The sequence below is a fragment of the Hymenobacter saemangeumensis genome, assembly GCF_039541835.1.
GTDB classification, from domain to species: Bacteria; Bacteroidota; Bacteroidia; order Cytophagales; family Hymenobacteraceae; genus Hymenobacter; species Hymenobacter saemangeumensis.
Window position 1 is genome coordinate 15,991 of sequence record NZ_BAABGZ010000069.1, and the last position, 25,285, is coordinate 41,275.

A 25,285-nucleotide genomic window follows, 5' to 3' on the forward strand; every position below is an offset into this window, starting at 1 on the left:
CTGATTTGCGCTTATGTATGTACGCCGGAACATCCGGGCCGGGCTGATTCTACAGTTTGCCTGGCGCAACCTCATTGGCTTCACCTTTTGGTCGCTGCTGGTAACGGGCTGCTACTGCTACCTGCTGCCCCGGGGCATTGATATCCGCCTGCCCTTCCTGCCGCTGAGCACCATCGGCATTGCCGTGGCCTTTTACATGGGCTTCAAGAACAGCCAGTCGTACGACCGGTTCTGGGAAGCCCGCAAAACCTGGGGTGGCATCGTCAACAACTCCCGCACCTGGGCCAGCCAGGTGAGCGGCTACGTCTCCAACCATTTTAACCCCTCCGCGCCGCTGACGGCCGCCGCTCTCAAAGACAAGCACCGGGAGCTGATTTACCGGCAGCTGGCCTGGCTTAATGCTCTGCGCCTGCAGCTGCGCCGCACCACCATTCACGACCGGCACAACATCTCCTACGTGCCCCACGTGCAGCTCTCGGACGGCAAGCCCGGCGAGCCGCTGGTCAGCACCTTCCTGCCCGACAATGAGTGCCGCCAGGTGATGAGCCAGGGCAGCCCGCCGGCCCAGCTGCTGCACCGCCAAAGCCTGGCACTGCAGCAGCTCTTCGACGCGGGCCTGCTCGACAGCTTCCGCCACCTGGACCTGATGCAAACCATTCGGGAGTGCTACAACCTGCAGGGCGCCTGCGAGCGCATCAAAAACACGCCTTTCCCGCGGCAGTACGCCTACTTCAGCACCATCTTCGTCTGGATATTCATTCTGCTGCTGCCCTTTGGGCTGGTGGGCGAGTTCAGCAAGCTGGGCACGGGCGGCTCTACCTGGCTGGCGGTGCCGTTCTCGGTGCTGATTTCCTGGATTTTCGCCACCATTGAAGTGGTAGGCGACAACTCCGAGGACCCGTTCGAAAACTACGTAAACGATGTGCCCATGACGGCCATCTGCCGCAACATCGAAATTGATTTGCGCGAGATGCTGGGCGAAACCGACCTGCCGCCCCGCATTCAGCCCTTCAACGACATTCTGCTGTAGGGCCGGCCGGGGCTGCAACCATCGGCGGGGGTGGGCGGTCAGGGAGGCAGCACGGCAGCCGCGGAGTGCCGGGCTATTCCATTCACCTCACCCTGCTTTTTATGTTTCTGACCCGAATAAAAACCACCCTCCTGGGGCTGGCGGGCGCGGCTGCCCTGTTCACTGCCTGCCAGAAAGAAACCGTGGCGCCCCCGCCCACCGGCAACGTGCCCAACCTGCGCCCGCTCACTGCGGCCGAGCGCCAGACCGTAGGCAGCGCCAACGACTTCGCCTACCGGGCCTTTGGGGCGCTGCGCCAGGGCGCCCCGGCCGCCAACCTGTTTATCTCGCCGCTCAGCATATCGGCGGCGCTCACCATGGCCTACAACGGGGCCGACGGCAGCACCAAGACGGCCATGAAAAGCACGCTGGGCTTTACGCCGCTTACCGACCTGGAAATCAACCAAGCCTACCAGGGCCTTTTTGGGCTGCTCGGCGGGCTCGACAACCGCGTGCGGTTCACGGTGGCCAACTCCATCTGGCACGGCGAGCAGTACCAGCTGGCAGCACCCTTCGTGCAGAAAAACCAGACCTATTTCAACGCCAGCGTGCGGGGCGTCAACTTCGCCAGCCCCACTACAGCCAACACCATCAACAGCTGGGTGTCGGCCAGCACGCAGGGGAAAATTCCCACCATCCTCGACGGGACCAGCGCCGATGACGTGATGTACCTCATCAATGCCCTGTACTTCAAGGGCGACTGGACGTACCGCTTCGACCCCCAGCTGACGCGCCGCGAGCCTTTTCAGCTGGAGGGCGGCGGCAGCACCCTGGTGGACATGATGATGATGACCCGCGGCAAATACCTCAAATACCAGGATGGCCAGCAGCAGGTAATCGACCTGCCTTACGGCAACAAGCAGTTTAGCATGACGCTGATTGTGCCCCAGGGCACGGCTACCCTGGCCGACGTAGCCGGCCGCCTCAGTGCCGGGCAGCTGGCTACCTGGCTGGCCCGGGCCGACAGCACCACCTGGCATCTGCACCTGCCCAAGTTCCGCCTGGCTTACGAGCAGGAGCTGAACCAGACCCTCACCCAGCTGGGCATGGGCGTGGCTTTCGGCGGGCAGGCCAACTTCAGCCAGATGCTGGCCAACGGGGCCACTAACCTGGCGATTAGCAGCGTGAAGCACAAGGCGGTGCTGGAAGTAAACGAAGAAGGCAGCGAGGCCGCCGCCGTGACGTCGGTGGGCGTGGGCACCACCTCGCTGCCGCCGGCCGTGTACATCAACCGGCCCTTCCTTTTCCTCATTCGCGAGAAAGCCAGCAACGCCGTTCTCTTCATGGGGCAGCTCACGAATCCCTAGCCTGCCCCGCCGTAAGGGCATTTTTCAAGGCTGGGTGCTGCTTTTTAGACTTGTCGCGAAGTGGTTTGCGAGAACGATGTAGAGACGCAACATTTTGCGTCTCCGGGACTGTGCCGTTACAACGTTCTATTTTTCATCGTTCAACGACGAGACGCAAAATGTTGCGTCTCTACATCCGCCAGCCTATTTTCTCAATTCACTTTGTGACGAGTATAACTCTTAACTGTTAACTCAATCCATAGGAAGAGAAACCATATTAAATTAGAATACCAGGGGCCCCGCTTTTCAAGAAGGCGGGGCCCCTGGCAGTTGAGAGGCTGCTGGCTCGGTTAGCCCGGGCCAGTGGGGTGCAGCGGCTGCTTTCCGGCCAGCACGCTGGCGGTTTCGGCGGGCAGGTGCAGTGTGCGAATGGGGAACGGTATCACGATGCCCTCGGCATCGAAGGTGCGCTTGATGCGCATAATGGCCTCGCTGCGGGCGTTCACGTAGTCGAACTGCCGGCGGTAGGGCATCCAGAACCGTACCTGGAAGCTGATTCCGTTCTCGCCGAAAGTGGTAAACATTACTTCCACGGGCCGGGTCGAAATCAGCTCGGGAATGGTGCTGATGGCCTCGTGTACGGCCCGCCGCACGTGCTCCAGCTCCGAGCTGTAGGCCACGTTGCAGTCCAGGTCGACGCGCCGTATGGTTTGCTGGGTGAAGTTGATGAGCGGGTTTTCGAACACCTTGCGGTTGGGCATAATCACCAGCTCCCCGGTAGTCTGCCGGATGTTGAGCGTGCGCAGGCTGATGCGCTCGATGGTACCGAAAAACTTGTCGGTTTCGATGACGTCGCCCACGTTGAACGGCCGTTGCACGGCAATGATGACGCCGCTGATGAAGTTGGCCGCAATATCCTGAAAGGCAAAGCCCAGGGCCAGACCAATGATGCCGACGCCCGCCAGCAGGGAGGTCACCGTCTTGTCGAGGTTGAGCACCGTGAGCACGAAAAAGATGCCCACCATCAGGGTGAACACATAAATCAGGGTGGCCACGAGGTTGTTGAGCGTAACACTGGCCGACACGCGCGGCAGCAGCTGCCGCACCAGGCGCTGCACCAGCCGGGCCGCCACAAAAGTGAGCACCAGCAGCAGGGCCGCCACCACCAGGTTGGGCAGCATCACCACCAGCTGCCGGAACCAGCCCAGCAGCTTGCCATACAATAAGTCAAAAGAGCGTTCTACTTCATTCACGGCGGCTATCATGGGGGCTAAGGCTGGAATTTGGCAGCAGCAAGTTACGAGTAGGTACTGTCGAGGGCCGGGCTTTGTTGGCTAGCCACCCACTATGGGGGAGCTAGAGGGCCGCAAGGCTGCCCTGGGGAAAAGAAGCGGGAAGGCCAGCATCGGCCTTTGAGCCAATGTGCTTTCTGGCCCGTAAGCAGGAGCTTGCCTGACGCGCCATGGTGTTGAAGCAAGCGGGTGCTTATGCCGCGGCCGGCTTCGGCGCGCTCACCAGCACCCGCAGCGCGGCCGGCCGGATGCTGGCTTCCACGTGCGTGGTCTTGCCCCGGTACTCGCCGTCCACCTGAAAATCGACCGGGCGCCGGATTTCCAGCTGCACCGCCGTGGTGCTGAAGGTTTCGACCACGGCGGGGTCGAAGGGGCGGAAGCGCCAGAACATCTTCAGCAATTCCCAGCCCCGCAGGCGGCGCAGCACCACTACTTCAAAGTGGCCATCGGCCACGTCGCCGTCGGGGTTGATGGCGGCGCCGGTGCCGTAAAGCCGGGCATTGGCCAGCACCACCATTAAGGCAGCCCGCTCCACCTGCTGGCCGTCGGCCTCAATGTGTACCTGCAGCAGGCGCTTGTGCAGCAGCGACCAGCAGGCAGCCCGGGCGTAGCCCAGCATGCCGCGCCAGTTCTGGTGCTGGGCATAGCGTACCAGCTGGGCGTTCAGGCCAATGTCGCTCAGGTGCAGGCACAAGTCCTGGCCGTTGAGGTAAAGCACGTCCACGGCTTTTTCCTCACCGTGTACGGCCACTTCCAGCGCTTGCTGCGGGGCCAGGGGCAGGTCCAGCTCCCGGGCCATGCCATTGGCCGAGCCGGCGGGCAGAATGGCCAGGGGCAGGCCCGCGGCCAGGGCCTGCTCGGCTACCAGCTTCACCGTGCCGTCGCCGCCCACGGCCACCAGGCGGTGGGGGCGCAGGGTCTCCACCTTTTCCCGCAGGGCCTGTTCGTCGTTTTTTCCGGTTAGTGTCAGCAGCTCGGCGGTATGCGGCAGGCCTTCGAAAAATGCGCGGATGGTTTTTTCCCAGTCCGTTTTTTCGGTGCTGCCGGAAGCGGGGTTTACCGCAAACAAAAAGCGCAGGGCAGGGGAGGCAGACATGGCAGGAGGGAGGCCTGAAGCGGGGAGGGCAATGCGCCAGGCAACTGATTTCTGGGCCTAACGTTTTTCAGGCTGCTACGGTCGAACTTTCCCCCTGATGCTTGAAAAAATCCTGGCCTGGCTGCGCCTGAGCCGGCAGCCCACCCTGAAGCTGTACCGCGGGTTTGGCAGCCCGCGCCGCCTGGTGCTGCAGGGCCATGCCTTCCGGCTGAGTCCGCTGCCGCGCCGCCGCTTTGGCGCGGGCTTCTGGGCCAATGCCTGGGGCCTGCTTCGCCTGTTTGTGGTGCGGCCCTGGCCCGAAGCACCGGTGCGCGTAACGGTGGGTGGCCAAACCGCGGGCGCCCGCACCGATGCCGACGGGTTTTTTCGGCTCGACGTGGAGCTGCCGGCGCCGCTGCCTCCGGGCTGGCACCCGGCCACGGCCGAGCTGCTCGATGCCCGCAGCGGCGCCGTGCTGGCTCAGGCCAGCGCCGAGGTGCAGGTACCCTACGAAACGCCGTACGCCTTTATCTCCGACATCGACGACACCTTTCTGGTGTCGCACTCGGCCACCCGCTTTCAGCGGCTGTGGGTGCTGCTGAGCCGCAACGCCCGCAGCCGCGCGGCCTTTCTGGATGTGGCGGCCCACTACCAGTGGCTGGCCCGGGCCGGGGCCGGCAGCGCCCAGCCGGCCCACGCGTTTTTCTACGTGTCGAGCAGCGAGTGGAACCTGTACGACTTTCTGCTGGAGTTTACCAGTCATCAGCAGCTGCCCAAGGGCGTGTTTCAGCTGAGCCAGCTCAAGGGCCTTGGCCAGCTGCTGCAAACCGGGCAGAACAAGCACGCCACCAAGCTCGACCGCATTGCGCGCATCCTCGACGCCTGCCCCGGGCAGCGCTTCACCCTGCTCGGCGACGACTCCCAGCAGGACCCGCTCATCTATGCCCAGGTGGTGCAGCACTACCCGGGCCGCATCCGGGCCGTGTACCTGCGGCACGTCAGCCCCCGGGGCCGGCCCCGAGCCCTGGCCGCCCTGGCCGAGGTGGAGGCTGCTGGCGTGCCCACCTGCTACTTCGAGCACAGCCGCGAAGCCCTGTTGCACTCGCAGGGCCTGTTCGGTCCCGAGGCAGCCCGCCAGGGATAGGGCCACTTCGCGCCGGGCGTTTGGTTTCGGCCGCATCCGGCGGTAGGTTTGGCCATGCCAAGGGTTATCCTGCTTACGCTAACATGAGCCTGCCGACACCGGCTGCGGGGCGTCCCTGGTGGGTGCTGCCGGCCATCGTGTTTGCCCAGTTTGCCGGCACCGCCCTCTGGTTTGCCGGCAATGCCGTGCTGCCCGACATGCTGCGGGAAAAGCGTTTCGCAGGGCTCGACCCCGGTTCGGTGGTGTCGGCTGTGCAGCTGGGCTTTATTCTGGGTACGCTGGGGTTTGCCTTGCTGCGCCTGGCCGACCGGGTAGCGGCGGTGCGGCTGTTTCTGCTCTGTGCCGTGCTGGGCAGCACCGCCAACGCCGGCCTGCTGCCCGGCCTCGCGCCGGCCGCGGTGCTGGCCCTGCGCTGCGCCACAGGCCTGTGCCTAGCTGGCATCTACCCCGTGGGAATGAAAATTGCGGCCGACTACTACGAGCAGGGCCTGGGCCGGGCCCTGAGCTACCTGGTGGGCGCCCTGGTGCTGGGCACGGCCCTGCCACACCTGCTGCGCTGGCTGAGCGTGGGCGCCAGCTGGCAGGCGGTGGTGCTGGCCACTTCGGTGCTGGCGCTTGCCGGCGCCGTCCTGCTCTGGGTGCTGGTGGCCGACGGCCCTTACCGCCGACCCGGCGCCGGACTGCAGCCCGGCGTGTTATGGCAGGTATTCCGGGCGCGGGCGTTCCGGCAGGCAGCGCTGGGCTACTTCGGGCATATGTGGGAGCTGTACACGTTTTGGGCTTTTGTGCCGCTGCTGCTGGCCACGCACAGCGCGCTGCATCCCGGGGCTGGCAGCTTCGGGCCGGGCTGGTCGTTTGCCATTATCGCGGCGGGCGGGCCGGCCTGCGTAGCGGGCGGCTACCTGGCCCAGCGCTGGGGCAGCCTGCGCACTGCCCGCCTGGCCCTGGCTATATCCGCGGCGGCCTGCCTGCTGAGTCCGGGGCTGCTGCTCCTGCCCGGGCCAGCTTTCGCGGCGGCCTTGCTGCTCTGGGGCATGGCCGTGGTGGCCGATTCGCCCCAGTTTTCGGCCCTGGTGGCCCAGCGGGCCCCGGCCGCTGCCAAGGGCACCGCCCTCACGCTGGTCACCTGCCTGGGATTTGCATTAACTATTGTGAGCCTGCAATGCTTTGCCGTGCTGCAGGCCTGGGTGGAACCGCGCTACCTGTTTTTGCTCCTGGCGCCGGGGCCACTGCTGGGCCTATGGCTTACCCGGGAGCAGAAGGTGGCAGCGTTGGAGTAAGCTGATACCAGCGCTTGTGGCCTGGGCTAAGCCTTCAACATAAGCTGGCCTCGACATTGACATCGCAGCTGGCAAGAGGGCTGGGGGCGAGGCCTCCAGGCCAGGCCGGCCGCGCTGAGGCGCCGGCCACGGGGCTGGAACAGCATTATGATGTGAGAGCAGCTTTACCAATGCTGAGTTGTTTCTCAGACAGGCAAAACTGGAGGGCTCATAGTTAAAGAGCAGGCCTCCTGGTTTTTTGCTTTTACCTTTCAGCTTTTAACTAAGTATTCAGAAAGAGCAGCTTCACTGAGTATCAATTTGCGTGACAATGCTTTACATTTAGATTAGACAACCCGTCGAACCCGGTTTGGCGTATTCCCATTTTGCTCACTTTACCCTCCATTCTATGATGCACTTCTTCCAGACAACATGTGCGAGGCTTTTCAGCTCAGGGCGGGCGCTGCTGGCCGCCGTACTGCTGCTGAGCAGCCTGCAAGCCCGGGCGCAGGTCGACAACTACCAGTTTGCGCCTTCCTCGGGCATGTTTACGCCGCTGCCGGCCACGGCAACGAACGTGGCAGCCATTCAGTCGGACGATGCCCTTTCCGGGGTTATTCCCATCGGGTTCACCTTTGTATTCGACGGGACGCCCTACACCGACATCAAGGCCTCGTCGAACGGCTGGCTGACGTTTAACACCGCCGCCACGGGCAACAGCCTCACCAACGACCTGGACAACGGCGCTGCCGCGGAGCGTCCGCGCGTAGCGCCCTACTGGGACGATATGCACGGCGGGCAGGGCACGGCCAGCTACCTCACCACGGGCACGGCGCCCAACCGCGTGTTCACCTTTGAGTGGCTGAACTGGTACCGCTTCGGCAACACCGGCGGGCCCACGCTTTCCATGCAGGTGCAGCTGTTTGAAGGGACTAACGTGGTGCGCTTCGTGTACCGGCAGGAACCCGCGGGCACCTTTTCCGGGGCCTCGGCCTCCATTGGCTTGTCGGGGGCCGGCATGGGCAGCGGCTCCTTCCTGAGCCTGAGCAACGCCACGGCCACGCCCGGCGTAAGCTCGGTGACGGAGGCCGACCAGATTGCCGACCGCCCGGCCACGGGGCAGATTTACCAGTTTACCCCACCGGCGCCCAGTCCCTGCCCGGCCCCGCGCAACCTTACCGCCACCGTTACCAACACCACGGCCACGGTGAGCTATACAGTAGCCAACTCTCCCTCCGGCCCGTTTACCATCGTGTATGGCCCAAATGGTTTTAACCCCGCCACCGGCGGCATCACCATCACCGGGGTTAGCGGTACCAGCACCACCATTAGCGGCCTCACGCCCAATACCACGTACCAGTTCTACGTAACCCAGAACTGCGGCGGCACCAACGGCAACAGCACCCAGTCGAACCCCGGCTCGTTTACGACCGACCCGGCGCCGGCCACCAACAACGAGTGCGCCACGGCCATTGCCCTGCCCGAAACGGCGGCCTGCACCACGCCGCTCAACGGCACGGTGCTGGGCGCTACCCAAAGCCTGCCCGCTACCACCGGCTGCGGTACGGCCAACATCGCGGCCAACGACGTGTGGTACAGCTTTGTGGCCTCCGGCCGCAGCCAGCAGCTCACCCTCAACCCGCGCTTCGCGGCCGTGCTGGAAGTGCGCAGCGGCACCTGCGCCAACTCCAGCAGCCTGTTCTGCACCACGGCCTTCAGCGGCAACACCACGCCCGTGCTCGTCTCCAACCTCACGGCGGGCCAGACTTACTTCCTGCGGGTGTACGCTAACTCGGCTACTCAGCCTACCGGCCAGGGCAGCACCTTCACGCTGTGCCTGAACCCGGGCCCGCCGGCGCCGGCCAACGATGAGTGCGCCAGCGCCGCCGCGCTGACCGAAACCACTGCCTGCACCACGCCCCTGACCGGCACGGTAGCCGGCGCCACGCAGTCGGCCGGGGTGACGGCTACTGCCGGCTGCGGCATTGCCGGCATCGCTACCAACGATGTGTGGTACAGCTTCGTGGCCAGCGGCGCTACCCAGCTCCTCACCCTCAACCCGCGCTTCGCGGCCGTGCTGGAAGTGCGCAGCGGCACCTGCGCCAGCTCCAGCAGCATCTACTGCACCACGGCCTTCAGCGGCAACACCACCGGCAGCGTGGTGGGTAGCCTCACCAGTGGGCAAACATACTTCGTGCGCATCTACGCCAACAGCGCCGTGGTGCCCACCGTGGCCAACAGCACCTTCACGCTCTGCCTCAACCCCGGGCCGACGCCCCCGGCCAACGACGACTGCGCAGGGGCCATTGCCCTGGCCGTCACTGCTAACTGCACTTCGCCGGTAAACAGCACTGTGCTCAATGCCACCACCTCGGCTTATGGCCCTGGCGCCTGCGCCGGCACGGCCCCGGCCCACGACGTGTGGTACTCCTTCGTGGCCACGGGCACCTCACAAACCCTGCTGCTGAACCCGCGCTTCTCGGCTGTGATGGAAGTGCGTACCGGCACCTGTGCCAACGCCACCACCGTATTCTGCGGCACGTACTTCAGCGGCAATACAGCCCCCGCGCTCCCGGGCAACCTGACGGTGGGGCAGACCTACTTCGTGCGGATTTACAACAACTCCGCTACGGCCCCTACGGCTGCTAACTCCACCTTTACCCTCTGCCTGACCGCCGGCCCCGCCATGCCGCCGGCCAACGACGAGTGCGCCGGCGCTACGGTCCTGCCAGTTACCATGGACTGCACCAACCCCTTGAATGGCACCGTGCTGAACGCCAGCCAGAGCCTGCTGCCCAGCACCTGCGGCACCCTGGGGGCTGCCGTCGACGTGTGGTACCGCTTTGTAGCCACCGGCGCTACCCAGCTGGTAACGCTCAACTCCCGCTTCGGGGCGGTACTGGAGCTTCGCTCGGGCACCTGCGCCGCGTCCACGGCCATGAGCTGCAATACCATCGTGGCCAACAGCTCCAACGGAATAGCCCTCACCGGCCTCAGCAGCGGCCAAACCTACTTCCTGCGGGTGTATGCCAACAGCACCGCGCAGCCCACGGCGGCCAACGCCACGTTCACGCTCTGCCTCAACCCCGGCCCGGCCGTGCCGACCAACGACGAGTGCGCGTCGGCTACGCCGCTGCCCGTCACCACCAACTGCAGCACGCCCACGACGGGCACGGTAGCAGCAGCCAGCCAAAGCCTGGCGCCTACGGCCAGCTGCGGCTTTGGCACCGTAGCCAACGACGTGTGGTACAGCTTCACGGCCACCAGCACGGCCCACCTGCTCAACTTCGCGCCCGCCTTCAGCGCGGTTATTGACCTGCGCAGCGGCACCTGCGCCAGCTCGACCAGCATTTACTGCAATACGGCCACGGCTACGGCGCCCCGCCTGGCCATTGTGCCCGGCCTCACGGTAGGGCAGACCTACTTCCTGCGCATCTACGCCACTACCCTGCCCAACCCCACGGGCAGCAGCGCTACCTTCTCGCTGTGCGTGACTGTGGCCCCGCCGGCTCCGGCTAACGACGACTGCGCGGGCGCCTTCACCGTGCCGGTGCAGTTCGGCACCACCTGCCAGGGCTACACCGCCGGCGACATCACCTCGGCTACGGCCAGCACCGGCAACGGCGCGGCCGACCCGGTCTGTGGTTCCTACCGCGGGGCCGACATCTGGTTCCGCACGGTAGTGCCCGCCACGGGCACCGTGACGGTGCGCACGGTAGCGACCTCGCCGATTTCGCCGGTTACCGATACGGGCATGGCCCTGTACTCGGGCGCCTGCGGCAGCCTGGTGGAGCTGGGCTGCAACGACAACGGCACCGGCGTGGGGCTGTACTCGCTGCTTACCCTCACAAACCGCACCCCCGGCGAGGTTATCTACGTGCGGGTGTGGAGCTTCAACAACAACACCTTCGGCCCGGTAGGCGTGTGCGTCACCTCGCCCTCCAACTGTTCGTCGCCCACGGCGCCCGGTACCGGCACCCTTACCAACACCACGGCCCAGCTAACCTGGGCGCCGGGTACCAACCCGCCCGCTGGCGCTACCTACACTGTGGAATACGGCCCCATGGGCTTCACCCCCGGTACCGGCACCACTATTACGGGCATTACCAGCACCGGCACCACGCTCAGCGGCTTGTCGCCGGCCACCAACTACTGCTTCTACGTGCGCCAGGACTGCCCCAGCACCGGCAGCAGTCCCTTTGTGGGCCCCACCTGCTTTACCACGCCGCTTTCGGCTCCTAACAACGACGAGCCCTGCGGCGCTATCTCCCTATCGGGCAACAGCCTGACGGGCAACAACGTGGGGGCCACCACCAGCCTGCACCCGGGCATTTCCCTGCCGGCCTGCTCGCCCGCAGCTGCGCCCAAGGACGTATGGTTCACCATGACGCCCACCGGCAACAGTACCACCCTCTCGTTCTCGGGTAACTCGGCGGGCATGGTGCGCGTGTACAGCGCACCCAGCTGCAATGGGCCTTTCACCTCCGTAGCCTGCAGCGCCAGCCCGGGCAACAACCAGAGCGTGGGCACAGTGAATGTGACCGGCCTGACCCCCGGCCAGCGCTACTACGTGGCCGTCTCGGGCTTCGGCAGCTCCGATACCCCGGGCACCTTCACCGTGAGCGGCACCGCCCTGAGCAGCCGCGCCCAGGCCGAAACCAACGCCCTGCTGGTGTTCCCCAACCCCAGCAGCAGCGGCCAGCTTACCCTGCGCCTGATGGCTGGCCACATTGCCGGCCAGGCCACCCTGCTCAATGCCCTGGGCCAGGAAGTGCTGCGCAAAGCGGTATCGGCCCACACGGCTGAGCAGGCGCTGAGCACCCGCGGTCTGGCTTCCGGCGTCTACACCTTGCGCGTGCAGCTAGGCAGCGAGGTGCTCACCCGCAAAGTGGTGCTCGAATAATAGCTCGTAGCGTCGAATTGAAAAGGGCCACTCCTAATGGAGCGGCCCTTTTTTCTTCTCGAAACAGTCCGACTGGTGTGGTAACGAGCCGGGCTTTCTGCTGCACTGGGCGGCACGTATTATTTCTCCAGCACCTGCTTTATCCCGCCCAATCCGGTCGAGATATTCTCCAGCTGGGTGAGCACGCTTTGCAGCTGCCCGCCGCTGCTGCTACGCAGGTTGCGGCGGAAGGTGGCCTTGATTTCCTCCCAGCGGGCCGCTTCGGATTCCTGCAGCCATCCCAGCAGCTCGCGCAGCTTCAGCAGGTTGGCCTCGGTGCCGCTGGTCAGGGTCTGGGCTTCGCTTTCGTAGTGGGAGGCCAGCAGGCTGCGGATTTCGGCGTCGTTCATCACCGGGCGCACCTTTTCGGCCAGCTTGCTCATGTTGCGGTAGGAGCCCTGCAGCTTGAACGGCGGCTCGGTGCGGTACTCGTTGGCCTGGGCAGCCGAGGCGATGTAGGCCTCGTTTACCTTGGCCACCACGTCGCGAATGCTGAGCAGCTTCTGCAGCACGGCCACGTACTCCTGGATTTCCTCGGGCGAGTGGTTGGCTTCAAAGCTCAGGCCCTCGCTGGCGCCCGACTCGGCCAGCCGAAGCAGCGGGTATACGTCGGTCTGGCTTTTGGCGGCCAGGCGGTTGAGCACGGGGTTGGCCACCAGCGCGTTTTCCAGGTAGGAGAGGCGGAAGGTGGCGGCCGTGTCGCCGATGATGTCGCCCAGGTTGTAGATGTCGGCCCGGTTGGCCAACATGTCGGGGATGCGGAACTGCTCGCCGCTTTCGGTGTAGGGGTTGCCGGCCATCACCACGCACACCTTGCGGCCGCGGAAGTCGTAGGTGCGGGCCCGGCCCTGGTACACGCCCTCAATCTTGCGCTGGGCGTCGCAGAGGGAAATGAATTTCTGCAGAAACTCCGGGTTGCAGTGCTGAATGTCGTCAAGGTAAATCATGACGTTGTCGCCCATCTCAAACGCCAGGTTCAGCTTGAGCAGTTCCTCGCGGGCGCCGGAGTTGGGCGCCTGGGCCGGGTCTACGCTCGTGACGGCGTGCCCGATGGCGGGCCCGTTGATTTTCATGAAAATCAAACCCAGGCGGTTGGCTACGTACTCCATGAGGGTGGTTTTGCCATAGCCCGGCGGCGATACGAGCAGCAGCAGCCCCATCAGGTCGGTGCGCTTGTTCTCGCCGGCCGTACCAATCTGCTTGGCCAGGTTGGCGCCAATCAGCGGCAGGTATACCTCGTCAATCAGCTTGTTGCGCACAAACGACGACAGCACCCGCGGGCGGAACTCCTCCAGCCGCAGCTCCTGGGCAAAACCCGCCAGCAGCTGCTTTTTCAGCTCGCCAAAGGCTTCAAACTGCGGCACAATACCCTGCTCATAGGCCAGCAGCCGCCGCCGGAACTCCGGAAAATTCAGCTGGTAGCTGCGCTCCTGAATGCGGGCGTGGCTGCCCTGCAAGCCAGTGAGGGTTTCGTGCAGCGGCGTGCGAATAACCCGGGCAGGGGAGAAGGTGGCAGTGGCGAGGAGGGCAGCGCACTCGTGTACCCCATCCCCCGACCCCTTCCCCCCGAGGGGAAGGGGAGCCAGCTCCGAAGCAGTGCTCGACGGGCTCCCCTCCCCCAATGGATTCCGCGCATCAAGCGGCGAAGGGCTGGGGGTGGGGTTCCCGGAGCCGGATTGACCGGTATTCCGCAAAAACGCCCCCAGCCACTGCCGAATCAGCGCGACCTGGGCGGCGGGCTGCTCGGCCAGGTTGGCCACGGAGCTCTCAAAGGCATCCACGGCCTTGCGCTCCCGCAGCGAGTGCTGAAAAGACTCGTAGAGGTGGGCCGCTTCTTCGGAGATGATGAAGGTCTCGCCGCGCGTGAGCTCGTGGAATAGGTACTCGCCGGCTTCGGCCACCTCGGCCAGCGTAAAGAGGCCGGTTTCGCTGGCAAACTTCTCCACACCCTGCTGTAGCTCCTGCACCAGGGCGTCGAACTCACGGGAATCGGGAAATACCTGCAGCAGCACCCCGATGCCTTTGAGCTGGCGCTGCCACACGGTTTTGCGCTTGTGAGAGGCAAACAGCTGCCAGAACAGAGCGGCCGCGGCCCGCGTTTCGGCCGGGTAGCGCAGCAGGTCGGCGGTGCGGGTAAGGCGCACCAGCGCTTCGAGCAGGAGGGCTGCGTCGTGGTCGTGCACGCCCTTGAGGTAGCCCTCGGCGTAGCGCGGGGCCATAAACTGCTGCACCCGCGTCGTGAGCTCGCCCACGGTGAGGTGGGAAAGCTCGACCAGCGACAGGCCGGCGCTTTCCGGCCCGGCTAGCTGCGCGGTCTGCAGCATCCGCCAGGCCAGGTACTCGGCGCGGTACACGTCAGCATTTTCCGACACTACGGTCTGCTCCCACACAACCCGGGCGGCCAGCACGGCGGGCTCGCTTACTTGCTGAAAGAAGTTGGTGCCGGTGAGGTGGTAGTGCAGCTCGCCCTCGCGCAGCAGCATGGTCAGCTCCAGCGGCTGGGTGTTCACGGTGAAGGCGTAGGGTCCAAACTTGAGGGCCTGCCCGCCGTCGGTAAACAGCTCGGCGCGGTCCTTGAGCTGGCGCAGCGCATCTTCCTTAATGGTTTTGAGCCGGCTCTGAATATCGTCGGCCTTCACCGGGTCGCCCAGGGCCAGCAGCTCCTGCACCGTCTGCCGCACCTTCTCCACCATCACATCGGCGGCGAAGTAGCCGTTGATGTCGGCCACCGCCTCGAAGCGGCTAATGCGGTTCTGCACGGCTTTCAGAATGCGCTCGGCCGACTGCAGCAGGGCCGAGGCCCGCTGGTTGCGGGCCGCCACCAGGCTCACCTTGCGGCTCTCAAATGCCTCGTACACGGCTTCGCGCTTGTCGGCAATCTGGCTCAGGAACTGGTCGAACTCCGGAAACTTGCCTTCCAGCTCTTCCAGCTGCACCAGCAGCTTGGTGCTGTACTCGTCGCACTTGGCCGGCGCGTCGCACAGGTCCAGGTAGTTTACCAGGGCCTGGTCGAGCAGCTTGATTTGCGCTGCAAACTCGGCCTGGGCCTCGGTGCCGGCCAGGGTCTGCCGCCGCCGCTTGAGTGCCGCCCGAATCTGGTTGAAGCTGGCATAAATCGTCGAGATGCTGTCGATGATGCGCGTGGTCTGCGTGGGGTCTTCCATGGGCAGGTTGCTCACCACCTCAATCAGCAGCTCCAGCTCGCCCGCTACGGCGGCGGCTTCTTTTTCCCGCTCGTTGGCCTCGGTGGTTTTCTGCACCTGCTCAATGCCGTCGGCAATGGCCTGCACGCGCACCGAATAGGGCTGCAGGGCCTCGGGCTTCAGTAGAAACTCCACCGTTTGCTGGGCCACATCCTTGCTGGTCTGCTCCAGCTCGGCAGCCGTTTTTTCCACCGCCGGCAGCTCCACGTAGCGCAGCTCCTTCAGGGAGATGACCTCGCCGCGTACCGTGCGCAATTCAGCCAGCAGCTGTACGTATTCGTTTACCTCGGCCGGGGCCGTGCGCTTGATGCGGCCCATCAGCTCGTCGGCCTTGCCCAGCACGCGCTGGGTTTCCTGCCCGGTGCTTTTGCGAATGCTCAGCACCTTGTCGAATTCCTCCACCGCCGCGTTGGCCGCCTGCTGAATGTCGCGCAGCGGCTCGGCCAGGGCGTAGGTGGCCGGCTCGCGCAGCCAGTGGTAGGTGTCGGTGAGGGTGGAGGTGAGGCGAATCAGGTCGAGGTAGAGGCCGGCGTAGCTGTCGTCTTTGTTCAGCAGGGTCTGCACTTCCTGGGCTTCGGCCATGGCCCGCACTATCTCCTTGTTGCCCAGCTTGTAGAGGTAGGATTCGGACGTGACGGGCAGCTCGAAGTTAGGGGCCACGTAGGGCGTCTGCCAGATTTGCACGGCGTGGTGCTTCTTGGGCTCGTCGTCCTTGCGGAAGTAGCACAGCTCGCCGTTCTCAAACAGCGCGTAGCCGTGGCAGCTGATGGGGTTATCCACCCGCTGGGCGATGATGTTGTAGGACAGCAGCAGGTACACGCCATTTTCCTTGTTGAAGAAAACGTACAGAAAGTCCTCGCCATTGGGAGAAGCCATGCGCTTCTCAAACAGCATGTCGCGCAGGCCTTTGTCGAACAGCTTGCCCTCGCCGGTCTGCAGGTAAAAGCCGTGCGGAAATATCAGGCCCTGGTTGTCGGGCAGCAGCACGCAGGCGTCGGCCAGCGCATCCAGGCGCTGGGCCGTTTTCAACTTGGAGTTAAAGATGAAGTAGCGGTAGTCCTGCTCCTGGTAAGGCCGGATTTTCAGCAGGATGATGTTGCCGACAACCGCATAGTAAATCTCCGAGTCGTCCAGCGTCTGGTCTTTGTCGGCCACCGGCTCGGAATAGATGCCGCGTCCCGTCTCGGTGTTGTTTTCCACCTTGATGGTGAGGTCGCCGTGAATGGTCTCCACAAACACCTTGTCCTCGATGCTGATGTGCGGGTGCTTGCCCGAGCGCTGCATATCGCGCGTGGTGCGCTTCCAGCTAAACTCGTGCTGGGGTGGAAACACGTACTCGTGGTCGCTGCGGTTGTCGAGGTAGGTGAGTGTGTCGCCCTGCAGCAGCCACTTAAACGTCTTGATGTCGTTCACGCTCTTCCCCACCCGAAACACCATGAACAGGTGCGTGCCGATGACGGCAAACTTCACAAACTGCGTGTGCTTGTAGTACTTGTAGAGGTTGCGAAACTCCTCCGCAAACTGCGCATTGCCAATAATATCCAGCGGCAGCGGGTGAAACTCGTGGTCGCGGTAGGAGTAGGCACCAAATACGTCCGACAGCTCCACTTCCGTCTTCAGGCCCAGCACCACGTTGTAGCCAAAGAGAAAGTTGCTGCCCACCGTAGCCATGTCCCAGGGCACGCAGTTGTGCTCGGTGTTGATGCGCCCGGTGCCAATCAGCTTGGTGTCGATGGCCCCAAACACGGCTTTGCGCTCGGAGTTTAGCTTTTCCAGGCGGCCGCGCAGGTCGTCGCCACTTTTCTGCAGGCGGTTGCGCAGGATTTCGTAGGTGCCGCCTTCGAGCTTTACCCCACCCCCCGGCCCCCTCCCCTCCGGGAGAGGGGGAGCCACGGAGGCGCTTATGTTTTCGTTTTTCGTTTTCGTATTAAGGCTCATAGTGTGGGTAGAGCAGCGTTAGATGCTCACTTATTGTTTGCAACACGCTTGGTGTTCGGGAAAGAACTTCGGCGTTCGTGAAGCGAATCACCAGGAAGCCGCACTCCTGTAATTCGTGGGTGCGCCCGCCATCGTATTCGGCCTGGCTGGCATCGCCGTGAATGCTGCCATCCACTTCAATAATAAGCCAGGCGGCGAGGCAGACGAAATCAACGATAAAGGGGCCAATGGCATGCTGGCGGCGAAACGGGGCACCAAGCTTGTTACCTCGCAGCTCGTGCCATAAGTGGTTCTCGGCTGGTGTGGCGGTTTTGCGGTTGTGCCGGGCATAGTCCTTTAAGGATTTTATCCAGCGCTTGGCGTCCGTAGTGTACATGCCGTAGGGGTAAATCACCCCATCCCCCAGCCCCTTCCCCTCCGGGGGAAGGGGAGCCTGACGACTCTGTTCTGATTTTTGTTCAGAATCCATCTTAGAGGTATCAGTCTTAAAAGACTAAATAGAACAAAACATCTACGCCGCCATGGCTCCCCTTCCCCCGGAGGGGAAGGGGCCGGGGGATGGGGTAACCGCCCTAGTTCAAATTCAGCGTCTTTACCTGCTTGTCGCTGATACCCAGTGCTGTGGCTGTGCTGGCCAGCTGCGTGATGGTGCTGCGCGTGGCTTCATCCCCAGCCTTGTTCATCATCTGCAGCAGCAGGGCCGACACACTCAGGTTTTTCATGTCCTCGGAGCTGAGGCCGAACTGGTTCACGAAGGAGCGCAGGTTGGTTTTGAAGTCGCCGCCGTGCTCGGTGCTGAAGAAGGCATCTTTCACCGTGCCCAGCACGTCGGAATTGTGAACTGCCCGGTCTATCATCTTGCCCTTGGTGATGGAGCCGATAATCTGGTCGAAGAACATGGTTTCGCCGCCCACGATGTCAATTTTGGCCGACTTCAGCGCTTCGGAAATCACGCCCGCCTGGGCGCCGGCAATGTCCTTCTGGATGTTGATTTGGGCCAGCTCCACCGACTTCTCCTTGTCGAGGCGCAGCTTGAACTCCTCGTGGTCTTTGCCCACGCCGTCGAGCTTTTTCATGGCGTCGGCCTTGGCTTCAATGCCCTTGGCTTCCACCGTGAAGCGCTGCTCATTCACCGTCACTTCGGCCAGGCCGCGCTTCTGCTCGGCGTCGGCTTTGGCTTCGATGACGCTGGCTTCAGACAAGCCTTTTTCCAGGTTTACCTTGGCGGCTACTACGCCTAGCTTCTCGTCGGCTTCGGCCTGGGCCAGGGCCTTGGCCTGAATGGCCTGGGCTTCGGCGGCAGCGGTCAGCTGCAGCACGTTGGCCTGCGACTCGCCTTCCTTCTGGCGGGCGCTGGCTTTGGCTTGCATTACCTGGGCTTCGGCCAGGCCCACGGCCGTGGCTTTGCTGGCTTCGGCCTCGGCCAGAATGCGAATGGCCTGGGAGCGGTGCTCGGCGGCGGCTTTCTCCGCTTCGGCGTCAATCAGGGCCTGCTTGGCGCGGTACTCAGCCGCCTGCTTCTCCATGTCGGCATTGCCCACCAGGGCAATGGTGGCCTGCTCGGTTTCCTGCTTGGCCTTGGTCACGGCCACCAGCTTGTCGCGGTCAGCCGCGGCCTGGGCGCGGGTATCCTTGATACGCTCTTCTTCCACTACCGTCGCTTTTTCCACGGTAATACGCTCGCGGATAATGCCCTGAATGTTCTTGCGCTCTTCTTCCAGGGCTTTTTCCTTTTCAATCTGGGCCAGGGCCACGATGCGCTCCCGCTCGTTGGCTTCCAGGGCCCGGGCCTGCTCCACGCGCTCGGTTTCCACGGCATCGGTGCGTTGCTTGTTGCGCTCAGCCACCAGAATCTGGCGGTCGCGGTTCTGCTCCGAAATCTTGATTTCCTCATCGGCCGTGATGCGAGCCTTTTCGCTTTTCAGGCGTTCTTCCTGGCGCACTTTCTCAGTTTCGGCGGCTTCGCGGGCCTTGATGTTGGCAATCTCGCGGTGCTGCTTTTCCTGGTTTTCGGCCAGCTGCTTTTCCAGCTGCAGAATGGTTTCCTGGGCCTCTACGTCCTGCTTCTTAATGGTCTTCTGCTGGTCGCGCTGAATCTGGTTGGCCTGAATCTTCTGCTCCGAGGTCAGGGCAATGATTTTCTTAATGCCCTCGGCGTCCAGGATGTTGTCCTGGTTCAGCGAGTGCAGCGGCGTCTGCTCCAGGTAGTCGATGGCGCAGTCGTCGAGCACGTAGCCGTTGAGGTCGGTGCCGATGATGCGCAGAATTTCCTGCTTGAACTGCTCGCGGGAGTTGTACAGCTCAATGAAGTCAAACTGCTTGCCCACGGTCTTCAGGGCCTCCGAGAACTTGGCGTCGAACAGGGCTTCGAGGGCCGCGGGGTCGGAGGCGCGGTGGGTGCCAATGCTTTGGGCCACGTTCACCACGTCGTCGTGGGTCTTGTTCACCCGAATAAAGAAGTTCACCTTCACGTCGGCGCGCATGTTGTCTTTGCACACCAGCCCTTCGGCCCCGGCCCGGGAAATGACAATGGTCTTGAGCTTGATGTCCATCACCTCCAGCTTGTGGAGGATGGGCACCACAATGATGCCGGAAAAGGAGACTTTGGCGTCGCCCATGCCGGTCCGCAGCAGGGCCTCGCCCTGCACGGCTTTCTTGTACATCTTGGCGATGACGGCCAGAAAGCCCAGGAGAAAAAAGCCGAGCATAAAGAGCACGGCCCAGGAAAGAGAAGCTAGCATGGGTTCAGAAGTAAAAGTTTGTCAATGAGTTGAATTAAAAATTATGAATTAAAAATTAAAAATTTTGTGCTGATGAGAAGTTGTGGCATAGGTGCCCTGTTTTTAATTCTCAATTCTCAATTTTTAATTTTTAATTGGTTATAAAGGGCTCAATCAGGTAGCAGCGGCGGTGGGCGTCGTAGTCGATTACCAGCGCCGTTTCGCCCTTGGCTACCGGGGCCTTGGTGCTGCGCACGTTCAGCATGAGCGGGGCGCCATCGATGCGCACCGAGGCCTGGCCCAGGTGCTCGGGTGTGGCGGGCAATAGCACGGTGCATACTTTACCAATGGCCACTTCCCCGCCGCCGTGCTCCTTTTCCATGGCCGTGAACAGCTTCACGAAAGGCAGCGTCAGGAATTTGGCCACAAACAGGCTGGCTATGAACAGCGGGAGGCAGAAGCCCAGGCCCAGCAGCAGCGAGGTGTTGCCGGTGTAGTAGTTGGCCAGGATGCTGCCCACCCACAGCGGCAGAATCACGAAGCTGAGGAATATCATCAGCGGAATGCGGCCCAGGTTGAAAAAGGCCAGGGCGCCGTTCAGCCAGGAGGTGCCTGCCTCGCCGGCCGCAGCATCGGAGTCGAAGTGCAGGTGGCCGTGGTCGTCCAAGCTCAAATCCACGGTCTTCATATCCAGCAGGCCGACGATAACTGTGAGCCAGTACAGCAGCACAAACACCAGCAGGGCCGTAGGCAGCAGATTGGGTGGCAATACGGCGGCTTGTAAAAGTTCAGTCATGGGCATGTTCAGGGCATATTAAAGGTAGGAAAATTATACAGATACCAATGCTTGCCCGCCCGCTTTTTTTATTCGGCAATACCCAGCTTGGTTTTCAGGGCTTTCAGGTCTGCAGCCGCTTTGCCACTACCTGTACTACCCAGGGCTTTGTCAATTTCAGAATCGATGCTCTTGCTGGTCTGGGCAATTTCACCGTAGGATTCAGCCAGGGCTTCCTGCACGGCAATCTTTTCCTTCATGCGCTCCAGCAGGGCCACCGTACCCGAGGAGTCGAGCTGGGCCAGCTGCTTATTGATGTTGATGGTGGCCGTGCTCACCGTCACGCGGGCCTTGAGCGTCTTCAGCTCATTTTCCCACTGGCTGATGGTGGCCTTGAGCGTTTGCACGTTCTGGTCCATCTGGGCCGCCGCCTGCTCAAACTTTTCCTGGTCGCCTGCGGCGCGACCGGCCTGGCCTTCATTTTCTGCTTTCTTCAGCAGGGCCTCACTGGCCAGACGGTCGGCTTCGCTGGCTTCCATCTCGCCCCGGTGGGCGCGCTGCAGCAGCTGCACGGCTTTGCTTTCGTAGTCGGCTGCCTTGGCGCGGGCGGTTTCGCCCTCGTTACGGGCCCGGATAGCCATGGCCTTTACTTCGGCCAGGCCGTGCAGGCTCTTATCCAGGTCCTGGCGCAGGTCGCGCAGGCCCTGCTCAGTCATTTTAATTGGGTCTTCCAGCTGGTTGACCGCGGCGTGGGCTTCCGATTGCCCGATTTTAAAGAGTCGGTTGAGAATGTTCATGGCTATTAGGGTCTTAGGGTCTTGGGGACTTAGGGTCTTGGTTGAGTTCTAAACATTTTCGGAGGCGGGAGAGGAGAGGGGAGTTAGGAACTGGCAAAAACCAAGTCCCTAAGACCTTAAGACTCCAAGTCCCCCTTAGAAAACTGAATCAGCTCGTCAGAAAACTCGCTGAGCAGCAGGCCCAGGGAGTTGATGCAGGCTTCCAGCTCGCCCAAATCGAGGGATTCGATTTGCAGGGTGTCGCGGAAGATGAGGCGGTGGCCGGTGTCGTCGAGCGCGAAGGCGCCGTGGATGATGTCGCGGTTCTTTTGCAGCAGGCGCCGGTAGATTTCCAGCGAGGGGGCGGGCAGGTCGAGCAGGTACTGCTCCAGAATCAGCAGCGGGTCGGCGCAGCCGATGACGAGGTTGCGTATGGCGAGCTCGGGCTTGTCAACTACAAAAAGTCCCTCGTGCTCGTCGGCGTGGCAGATGTCGAAGCCCAGCTCCAGCAGGTAGCCACGAACGGTAGGAAAGTAGGGGTTGGGCATAGGCGAGGTGGTGAGAGAAGTGCTTGGCTCAAAAAAGTAGCGGTAAGTAAAAGCTTTCAGCGGTGTTGTGCTAGCTTTACGCCACAATATTAAGGAAAGTTTTGAATGTGCTCAAAGTTTGAGCGAATTAATTTTTTGGTAACATGTCCTACGTTGGAAAAAATATTCGCAAGCTCCGTGCAGTTAAAAAGCTGAGTCAGGCGGCTTTTGCGGAATTGTTTGGCCTGGCCCGCCCCAGTGTGGGCGCTTATGAAGAAGGCCGGTCTGAGCCGAAGATGGAAACGCTGATACAGATTGCTCAGCATTTTGGCTTGTCCGTCGACCTGCTACTTACGAAAGAGCTGACCGTAAATGAGCTCTATCATTTCGATATTTTTAAGGAGCAGCTGCAGAAGGAAGCTCCGGCGCCGGAGGTGCTGGCGGAGGCCGACCGCAAGCAGCACGTCACCCCGCTGGTGTACCGCAACCGGGCGCTGGAATACATTGTCCACCACCACGACCCTGCCTTTATCGACTCCCTGCCCTGGGTGCAGATGCCCCACGACCTGAGCGGACCCACGCGGGCGTTTGAGGTTTCCGGGGCCGACATGCTGCTGCACCGGCAGGGCCTGCGGCACCAGGACATTGTGCTGTGCTGCCGGGTAGATAAGGCCAAGCCCACGCTGCACAACGGGCGCGTGTATGCTTTCGTCACGCAAAGCAAAATTCTTATTCGACGCCTGGCCGGCCGCCTGCCCGACGGCACTACCCTAAAGCTGCGCGCCGATAACCCCGATTACGGCAGCCAGGATTTGGAGCTAACCCAGGCCTTGGAAATCTGGGAAGTGCGCGGGGTATTCACCACCCACCTGCGCCCGCCGGCCTTGCTCGACGAGCGGGTGGCCGCGCTGGAGCGCAAAGTGGAAGCCCTGCTCGAACGGCTCAGCGACCACGAGTAGGTTTTTTAGACAGAAAACGCGAGGCATGAGACCGGAGAACCGCGCTACCTTAGAGCTGTCTCCGGTCTCATGCCTCGCGTTTCAGGCTTTGCGTTTAAAAAGCCCTTTCACCTTTTTCAGCCAGCCGGGCTCTTCGTCTTCGTCGCCGAGCAGCTCGGCGTACGGCTGCAGTGCCGGCACGTGGCTGCAGGCAATGCGGATGATGGCGAACAGCGGCTCAAACAGTATCATGCCCGGCACCCCCCAGATAAGCTCGCCTGCCACCACGGCGATGATGGTAAAGAAGGGGTTGAGGTGCAGGGCCGAGCCCATGGCGATGGGTTCGATAATGTTGTTATCGATAAACTGCGCCAGGATGATGACGCCCACCGTGGGCAGCACCGTGCCCGGCTCGCCGGCAGCCAGGGCCATGGCCAGCGGAAACGCGGCCCCGATGTAGGCACCTACGTAAGGGACAATGGTGGGCAGCACGGCAATGACGCTAAGCAGCAGCGCATTCTTCAGCCCGATGATGGTAAAACCGATGGCGTAGACGGTGGCAATGAAAAACATCGACACAAAGCGCCCGATAAGGTATTGCCCACCCACCTTGCTGACCTGCTCCAGGATATGGGCCACTTCCCCCCGGTTTTCGGGCTCGACCAGCTTGAGTGCGAACTGCCGCAGCCGGTGGCGCTGCCAGAGTAGGAAAAACAAGTAAAGCAGCACCAGCAGAAAGCCGCCCAGCGCGCCCAGCAGGCCCTTCAGGGTGGCAGCTACAAACCTCTTCACCGCGGCCGTAGCGTTGGCCATCTGTTCCTGCAGAAAGCTCATCTGCTTTTTAGGGCCCACGCCAAACCGCTCCTGCACCTGCTGCTGTACCTTGCCCAGCTCCGCGAAAAACTGCTTTTTCAGCTGAGGCCAGTCGTCGGAGATGTTGCTGCCCTGCTCTGCTATCATCCAGCCCAGGGCACTCAGCACGGCCAGCACTACCAGCAAACACAGCAGCGCGGCCAGGGCCCGGCCCAGTCCCCGCCGCTCCAGCCAGTTGCTTACCGGGCGCAGCAGCATGGCCAGCAGACCGGCAAAGGCCAGCGGCATCAGAAACAAGCGGCCGAAGTACAGGGTAGCCAGGATAAGTACAGCCAGCAGGAGCAAGCCATTGGCCCGGGGCAGGGTAATGCTGCGCATAGAATGCGAAAAGGAATGAGGCGCGGGGAATCCGGTCCACTTCCTACGGTCGGGCTCACGCCGCCGTTGCCCGCAGCCTTACCCGGCAGCGGGCCTATTTAGCCGCTCGTAATATGCTGCTGGTAGCGGGCCAGGGCTTCAAGGCAGAAGCCGGTGGTCAGTTCCTCCGAGCCCCAGCCGATGGCCTTTTTGGGGCCGCCGTAGTAGAGGCGCCAGCGGGGCCATTCGCCGCTGTTGTTCTGGTGGCGCAGCAGGTACTGCACCGCTTTTTCCAGCTCGATGGGGTAGCTGCCCAGGTTCAGCAGGCTGCACACGGCCCAGGCCGTGTCGGCCAGGGTAGTGCCTAAGCGGCCATCGGGCTGAGCCTGAGCAAGGATGCGGGCGATAATGGGCGCGCGGAGGGGTTCGAGCTTTTGGATACCAGCGTGGTAGCAGCGCGTAAAAAAATAGTAAATAAAAAAAGGGTCCCGGTACCAGCGGTCGCATTCGGCTTCCCGATTCTCGGCGATGATGCGCAATAGCCAGGCGATGACGGGCTGGGTTTCCGGCCGGTCGCCGAGGTAAAACAGCACGTTGGCATTCACCCCGGCATCAACGTCATTGCGGTGGGCTTCCACCTCGCGCCAATACACGAAGGACTGCACCGGGCGCAGCAGTTCGGGCAGGACCACGCGCCAGTACGTGCGGTTGGCGTTCCAGCGCAGCCGGAGCAGAAACCAGGTGAAGAACAGGCCCTCCCGGTTGCGGTTGGTGAGCAGCAGGGGCACATTGCTGGGGTGAGGGCAGTCGATGCCGCGGGCCCGCATAATGGCCGAGACGCAGCTGGTGTCGTCCACATCGGGTGGGCAGAGTCGATGCCAGGCGTGCGCCCGGCCGTAATGCGTCCAGAGGCCCCCGTGCAGCATCTGGTACTGCAGAAAGTTGGTGGCAGATGTAAGCATATCATTGGCCACCGGCAGGGCCTGGAGCGAGAGCATGCAGCCCGCCACCAGGGCCGTAGGAAACAGGGCACTGTCCGGCTGGCACCACTCCTGCATGGGGTCGTCGGGGGCATAGTAGCAGCAAAACTCTCCGTTAGGATATTGGTGTTGCCTGAGGTAGGCGAGGCCTGCCACTATGGCCTGCTCCAAGCGGGGAGGGCTGAGGGCTT

Annotated in this window: 16 protein-coding genes; 6 read left to right on the forward strand and 10 right to left on the reverse strand. The window is 62.6% G+C overall.

Annotated elements, in window-relative coordinates; genetic code table 11:
- The first annotated feature begins 13 nt into the window (after positions 1 to 13).
- Together ABD919_RS16560 and ABD919_RS16565 are read left to right on the forward strand one after the other, a co-directional pair.
- Positions 14 to 1,030 (forward strand): bestrophin family protein, encoded by a 1,017-nt coding sequence (locus ABD919_RS16560; RefSeq protein WP_345237154.1) that lies wholly within the window; start codon positions 14 to 16, stop codon positions 1,028 to 1,030.
- 101 nt (positions 1,031 to 1,131) lie between these two features.
- Entirely contained in the window at positions 1,132 to 2,376 is a 1,245-nt protein-coding gene (locus tag ABD919_RS16565) for a serpin family protein (protein ID WP_345237155.1), read from the forward strand.
- Between the two features lie 329 nt (positions 2,377 to 2,705).
- On the opposite strand, the gene ABD919_RS16570 is transcribed toward ABD919_RS16565, so the two are convergent.
- Together ABD919_RS16570 and ABD919_RS16575 are read right to left on the reverse strand one after the other, a co-directional pair.
- A complete protein-coding gene (locus ABD919_RS16570; RefSeq protein ID WP_345237156.1) occupies positions 2,706 to 3,620 on the reverse strand; it encodes a mechanosensitive ion channel family protein in 915 nt (304 codons plus the stop codon).
- 220 nt (positions 3,621 to 3,840) lie between these two features.
- Positions 3,841 to 4,743, reverse strand: coding sequence for a diacylglycerol/lipid kinase family protein (locus tag ABD919_RS16575; RefSeq protein WP_345237157.1), 903 nt, complete (start codon positions 4,741 to 4,743; stop codon positions 3,841 to 3,843).
- A 97-nt stretch (positions 4,744 to 4,840) separates the two neighbouring features.
- On the opposite strand from ABD919_RS16575, the gene ABD919_RS16580 reads away from it, so the two are divergent.
- From ABD919_RS16580 to ABD919_RS16590, 3 genes are all read left to right on the forward strand, one after another.
- Positions 4,841 to 5,866 (forward strand): App1 family protein phosphatidate phosphatase, encoded by a 1,026-nt coding sequence (locus ABD919_RS16580; RefSeq protein WP_345237158.1) that lies wholly within the window; start codon positions 4,841 to 4,843, stop codon positions 5,864 to 5,866.
- 83 nt (positions 5,867 to 5,949) lie between these two features.
- Positions 5,950 to 7,146 carry an MFS transporter gene (locus ABD919_RS16585; RefSeq protein ID WP_345237159.1) on the forward strand — a complete coding sequence of 399 codons (1,197 nt, stop codon included), beginning with the start codon at positions 5,950 to 5,952 and terminating at the stop codon, positions 7,144 to 7,146.
- Between the two features lie 388 nt (positions 7,147 to 7,534).
- Entirely contained in the window at positions 7,535 to 12,028 is a 4,494-nt protein-coding gene (locus tag ABD919_RS16590) for a fibronectin type III domain-containing protein (protein WP_345237160.1), read from the forward strand.
- Positions 12,029 to 12,147: 119 nt separating this feature from the next.
- Here the strand turns inward: ABD919_RS16590 and ABD919_RS16595 are convergent, their stop codons facing one another.
- From ABD919_RS16595 to ABD919_RS16620, 6 genes are all read right to left on the reverse strand, one after another.
- On the reverse strand, positions 12,148 to 17,163 hold the full coding sequence (locus tag ABD919_RS16595) for a DNA repair ATPase (protein WP_345237161.1): 5,016 nt from the start codon (positions 17,161 to 17,163) through the stop codon (positions 12,148 to 12,150).
- Between the two features lie 34 nt (positions 17,164 to 17,197).
- Complete coding sequence (locus ABD919_RS16600) at positions 17,198 to 17,677, reverse strand: endonuclease domain-containing protein (RefSeq protein ID WP_345237162.1); 480 nt, start codon at positions 17,675 to 17,677, stop codon at positions 17,198 to 17,200.
- A gap of 103 nt (positions 17,678 to 17,780) precedes the next feature.
- Complete coding sequence (locus ABD919_RS16605) at positions 17,781 to 19,949, reverse strand: flotillin family protein (RefSeq protein ID WP_345237163.1); 2,169 nt, start codon at positions 19,947 to 19,949, stop codon at positions 17,781 to 17,783.
- 130 nt (positions 19,950 to 20,079) lie between these two features.
- Positions 20,080 to 20,724, reverse strand: coding sequence for a hypothetical protein (locus ABD919_RS16610; RefSeq protein ID WP_345237164.1), 645 nt, complete (start codon positions 20,722 to 20,724; stop codon positions 20,080 to 20,082).
- Between the two features lie 68 nt (positions 20,725 to 20,792).
- A complete protein-coding gene (locus ABD919_RS16615; protein ID WP_345237165.1) occupies positions 20,793 to 21,500 on the reverse strand; it encodes a PspA/IM30 family protein in 708 nt (235 codons plus the stop codon).
- A gap of 116 nt (positions 21,501 to 21,616) precedes the next feature.
- Positions 21,617 to 22,027 (reverse strand): YbjN domain-containing protein, encoded by a 411-nt coding sequence (locus ABD919_RS16620; protein ID WP_345237166.1) that lies wholly within the window; start codon positions 22,025 to 22,027, stop codon positions 21,617 to 21,619.
- A 143-nt stretch (positions 22,028 to 22,170) separates the two neighbouring features.
- Between ABD919_RS16620 and ABD919_RS16625 the strand changes: the two genes are divergently transcribed.
- On the forward strand, positions 22,171 to 22,965 hold the full coding sequence (locus ABD919_RS16625) for an XRE family transcriptional regulator (protein WP_345237167.1): 795 nt from the start codon (positions 22,171 to 22,173) through the stop codon (positions 22,963 to 22,965).
- Positions 22,966 to 23,046: 81 nt separating this feature from the next.
- On the opposite strand, the gene ABD919_RS16630 is transcribed toward ABD919_RS16625, so the two are convergent.
- Together ABD919_RS16630 and ABD919_RS16635 are read right to left on the reverse strand one after the other, a co-directional pair.
- On the reverse strand, positions 23,047 to 24,135 hold the full coding sequence (locus ABD919_RS16630; protein WP_345237168.1) for an AI-2E family transporter: 1,089 nt from the start codon (positions 24,133 to 24,135) through the stop codon (positions 23,047 to 23,049).
- A 98-nt stretch (positions 24,136 to 24,233) separates the two neighbouring features.
- Positions 24,234 to 25,265, reverse strand: a complete 1,032-nt coding sequence (locus ABD919_RS16635; RefSeq protein WP_345237169.1) for a hypothetical protein — start codon at positions 25,263 to 25,265, stop codon at positions 24,234 to 24,236.
- Positions 25,266 to 25,285: the final 20 nt, after the last annotated feature.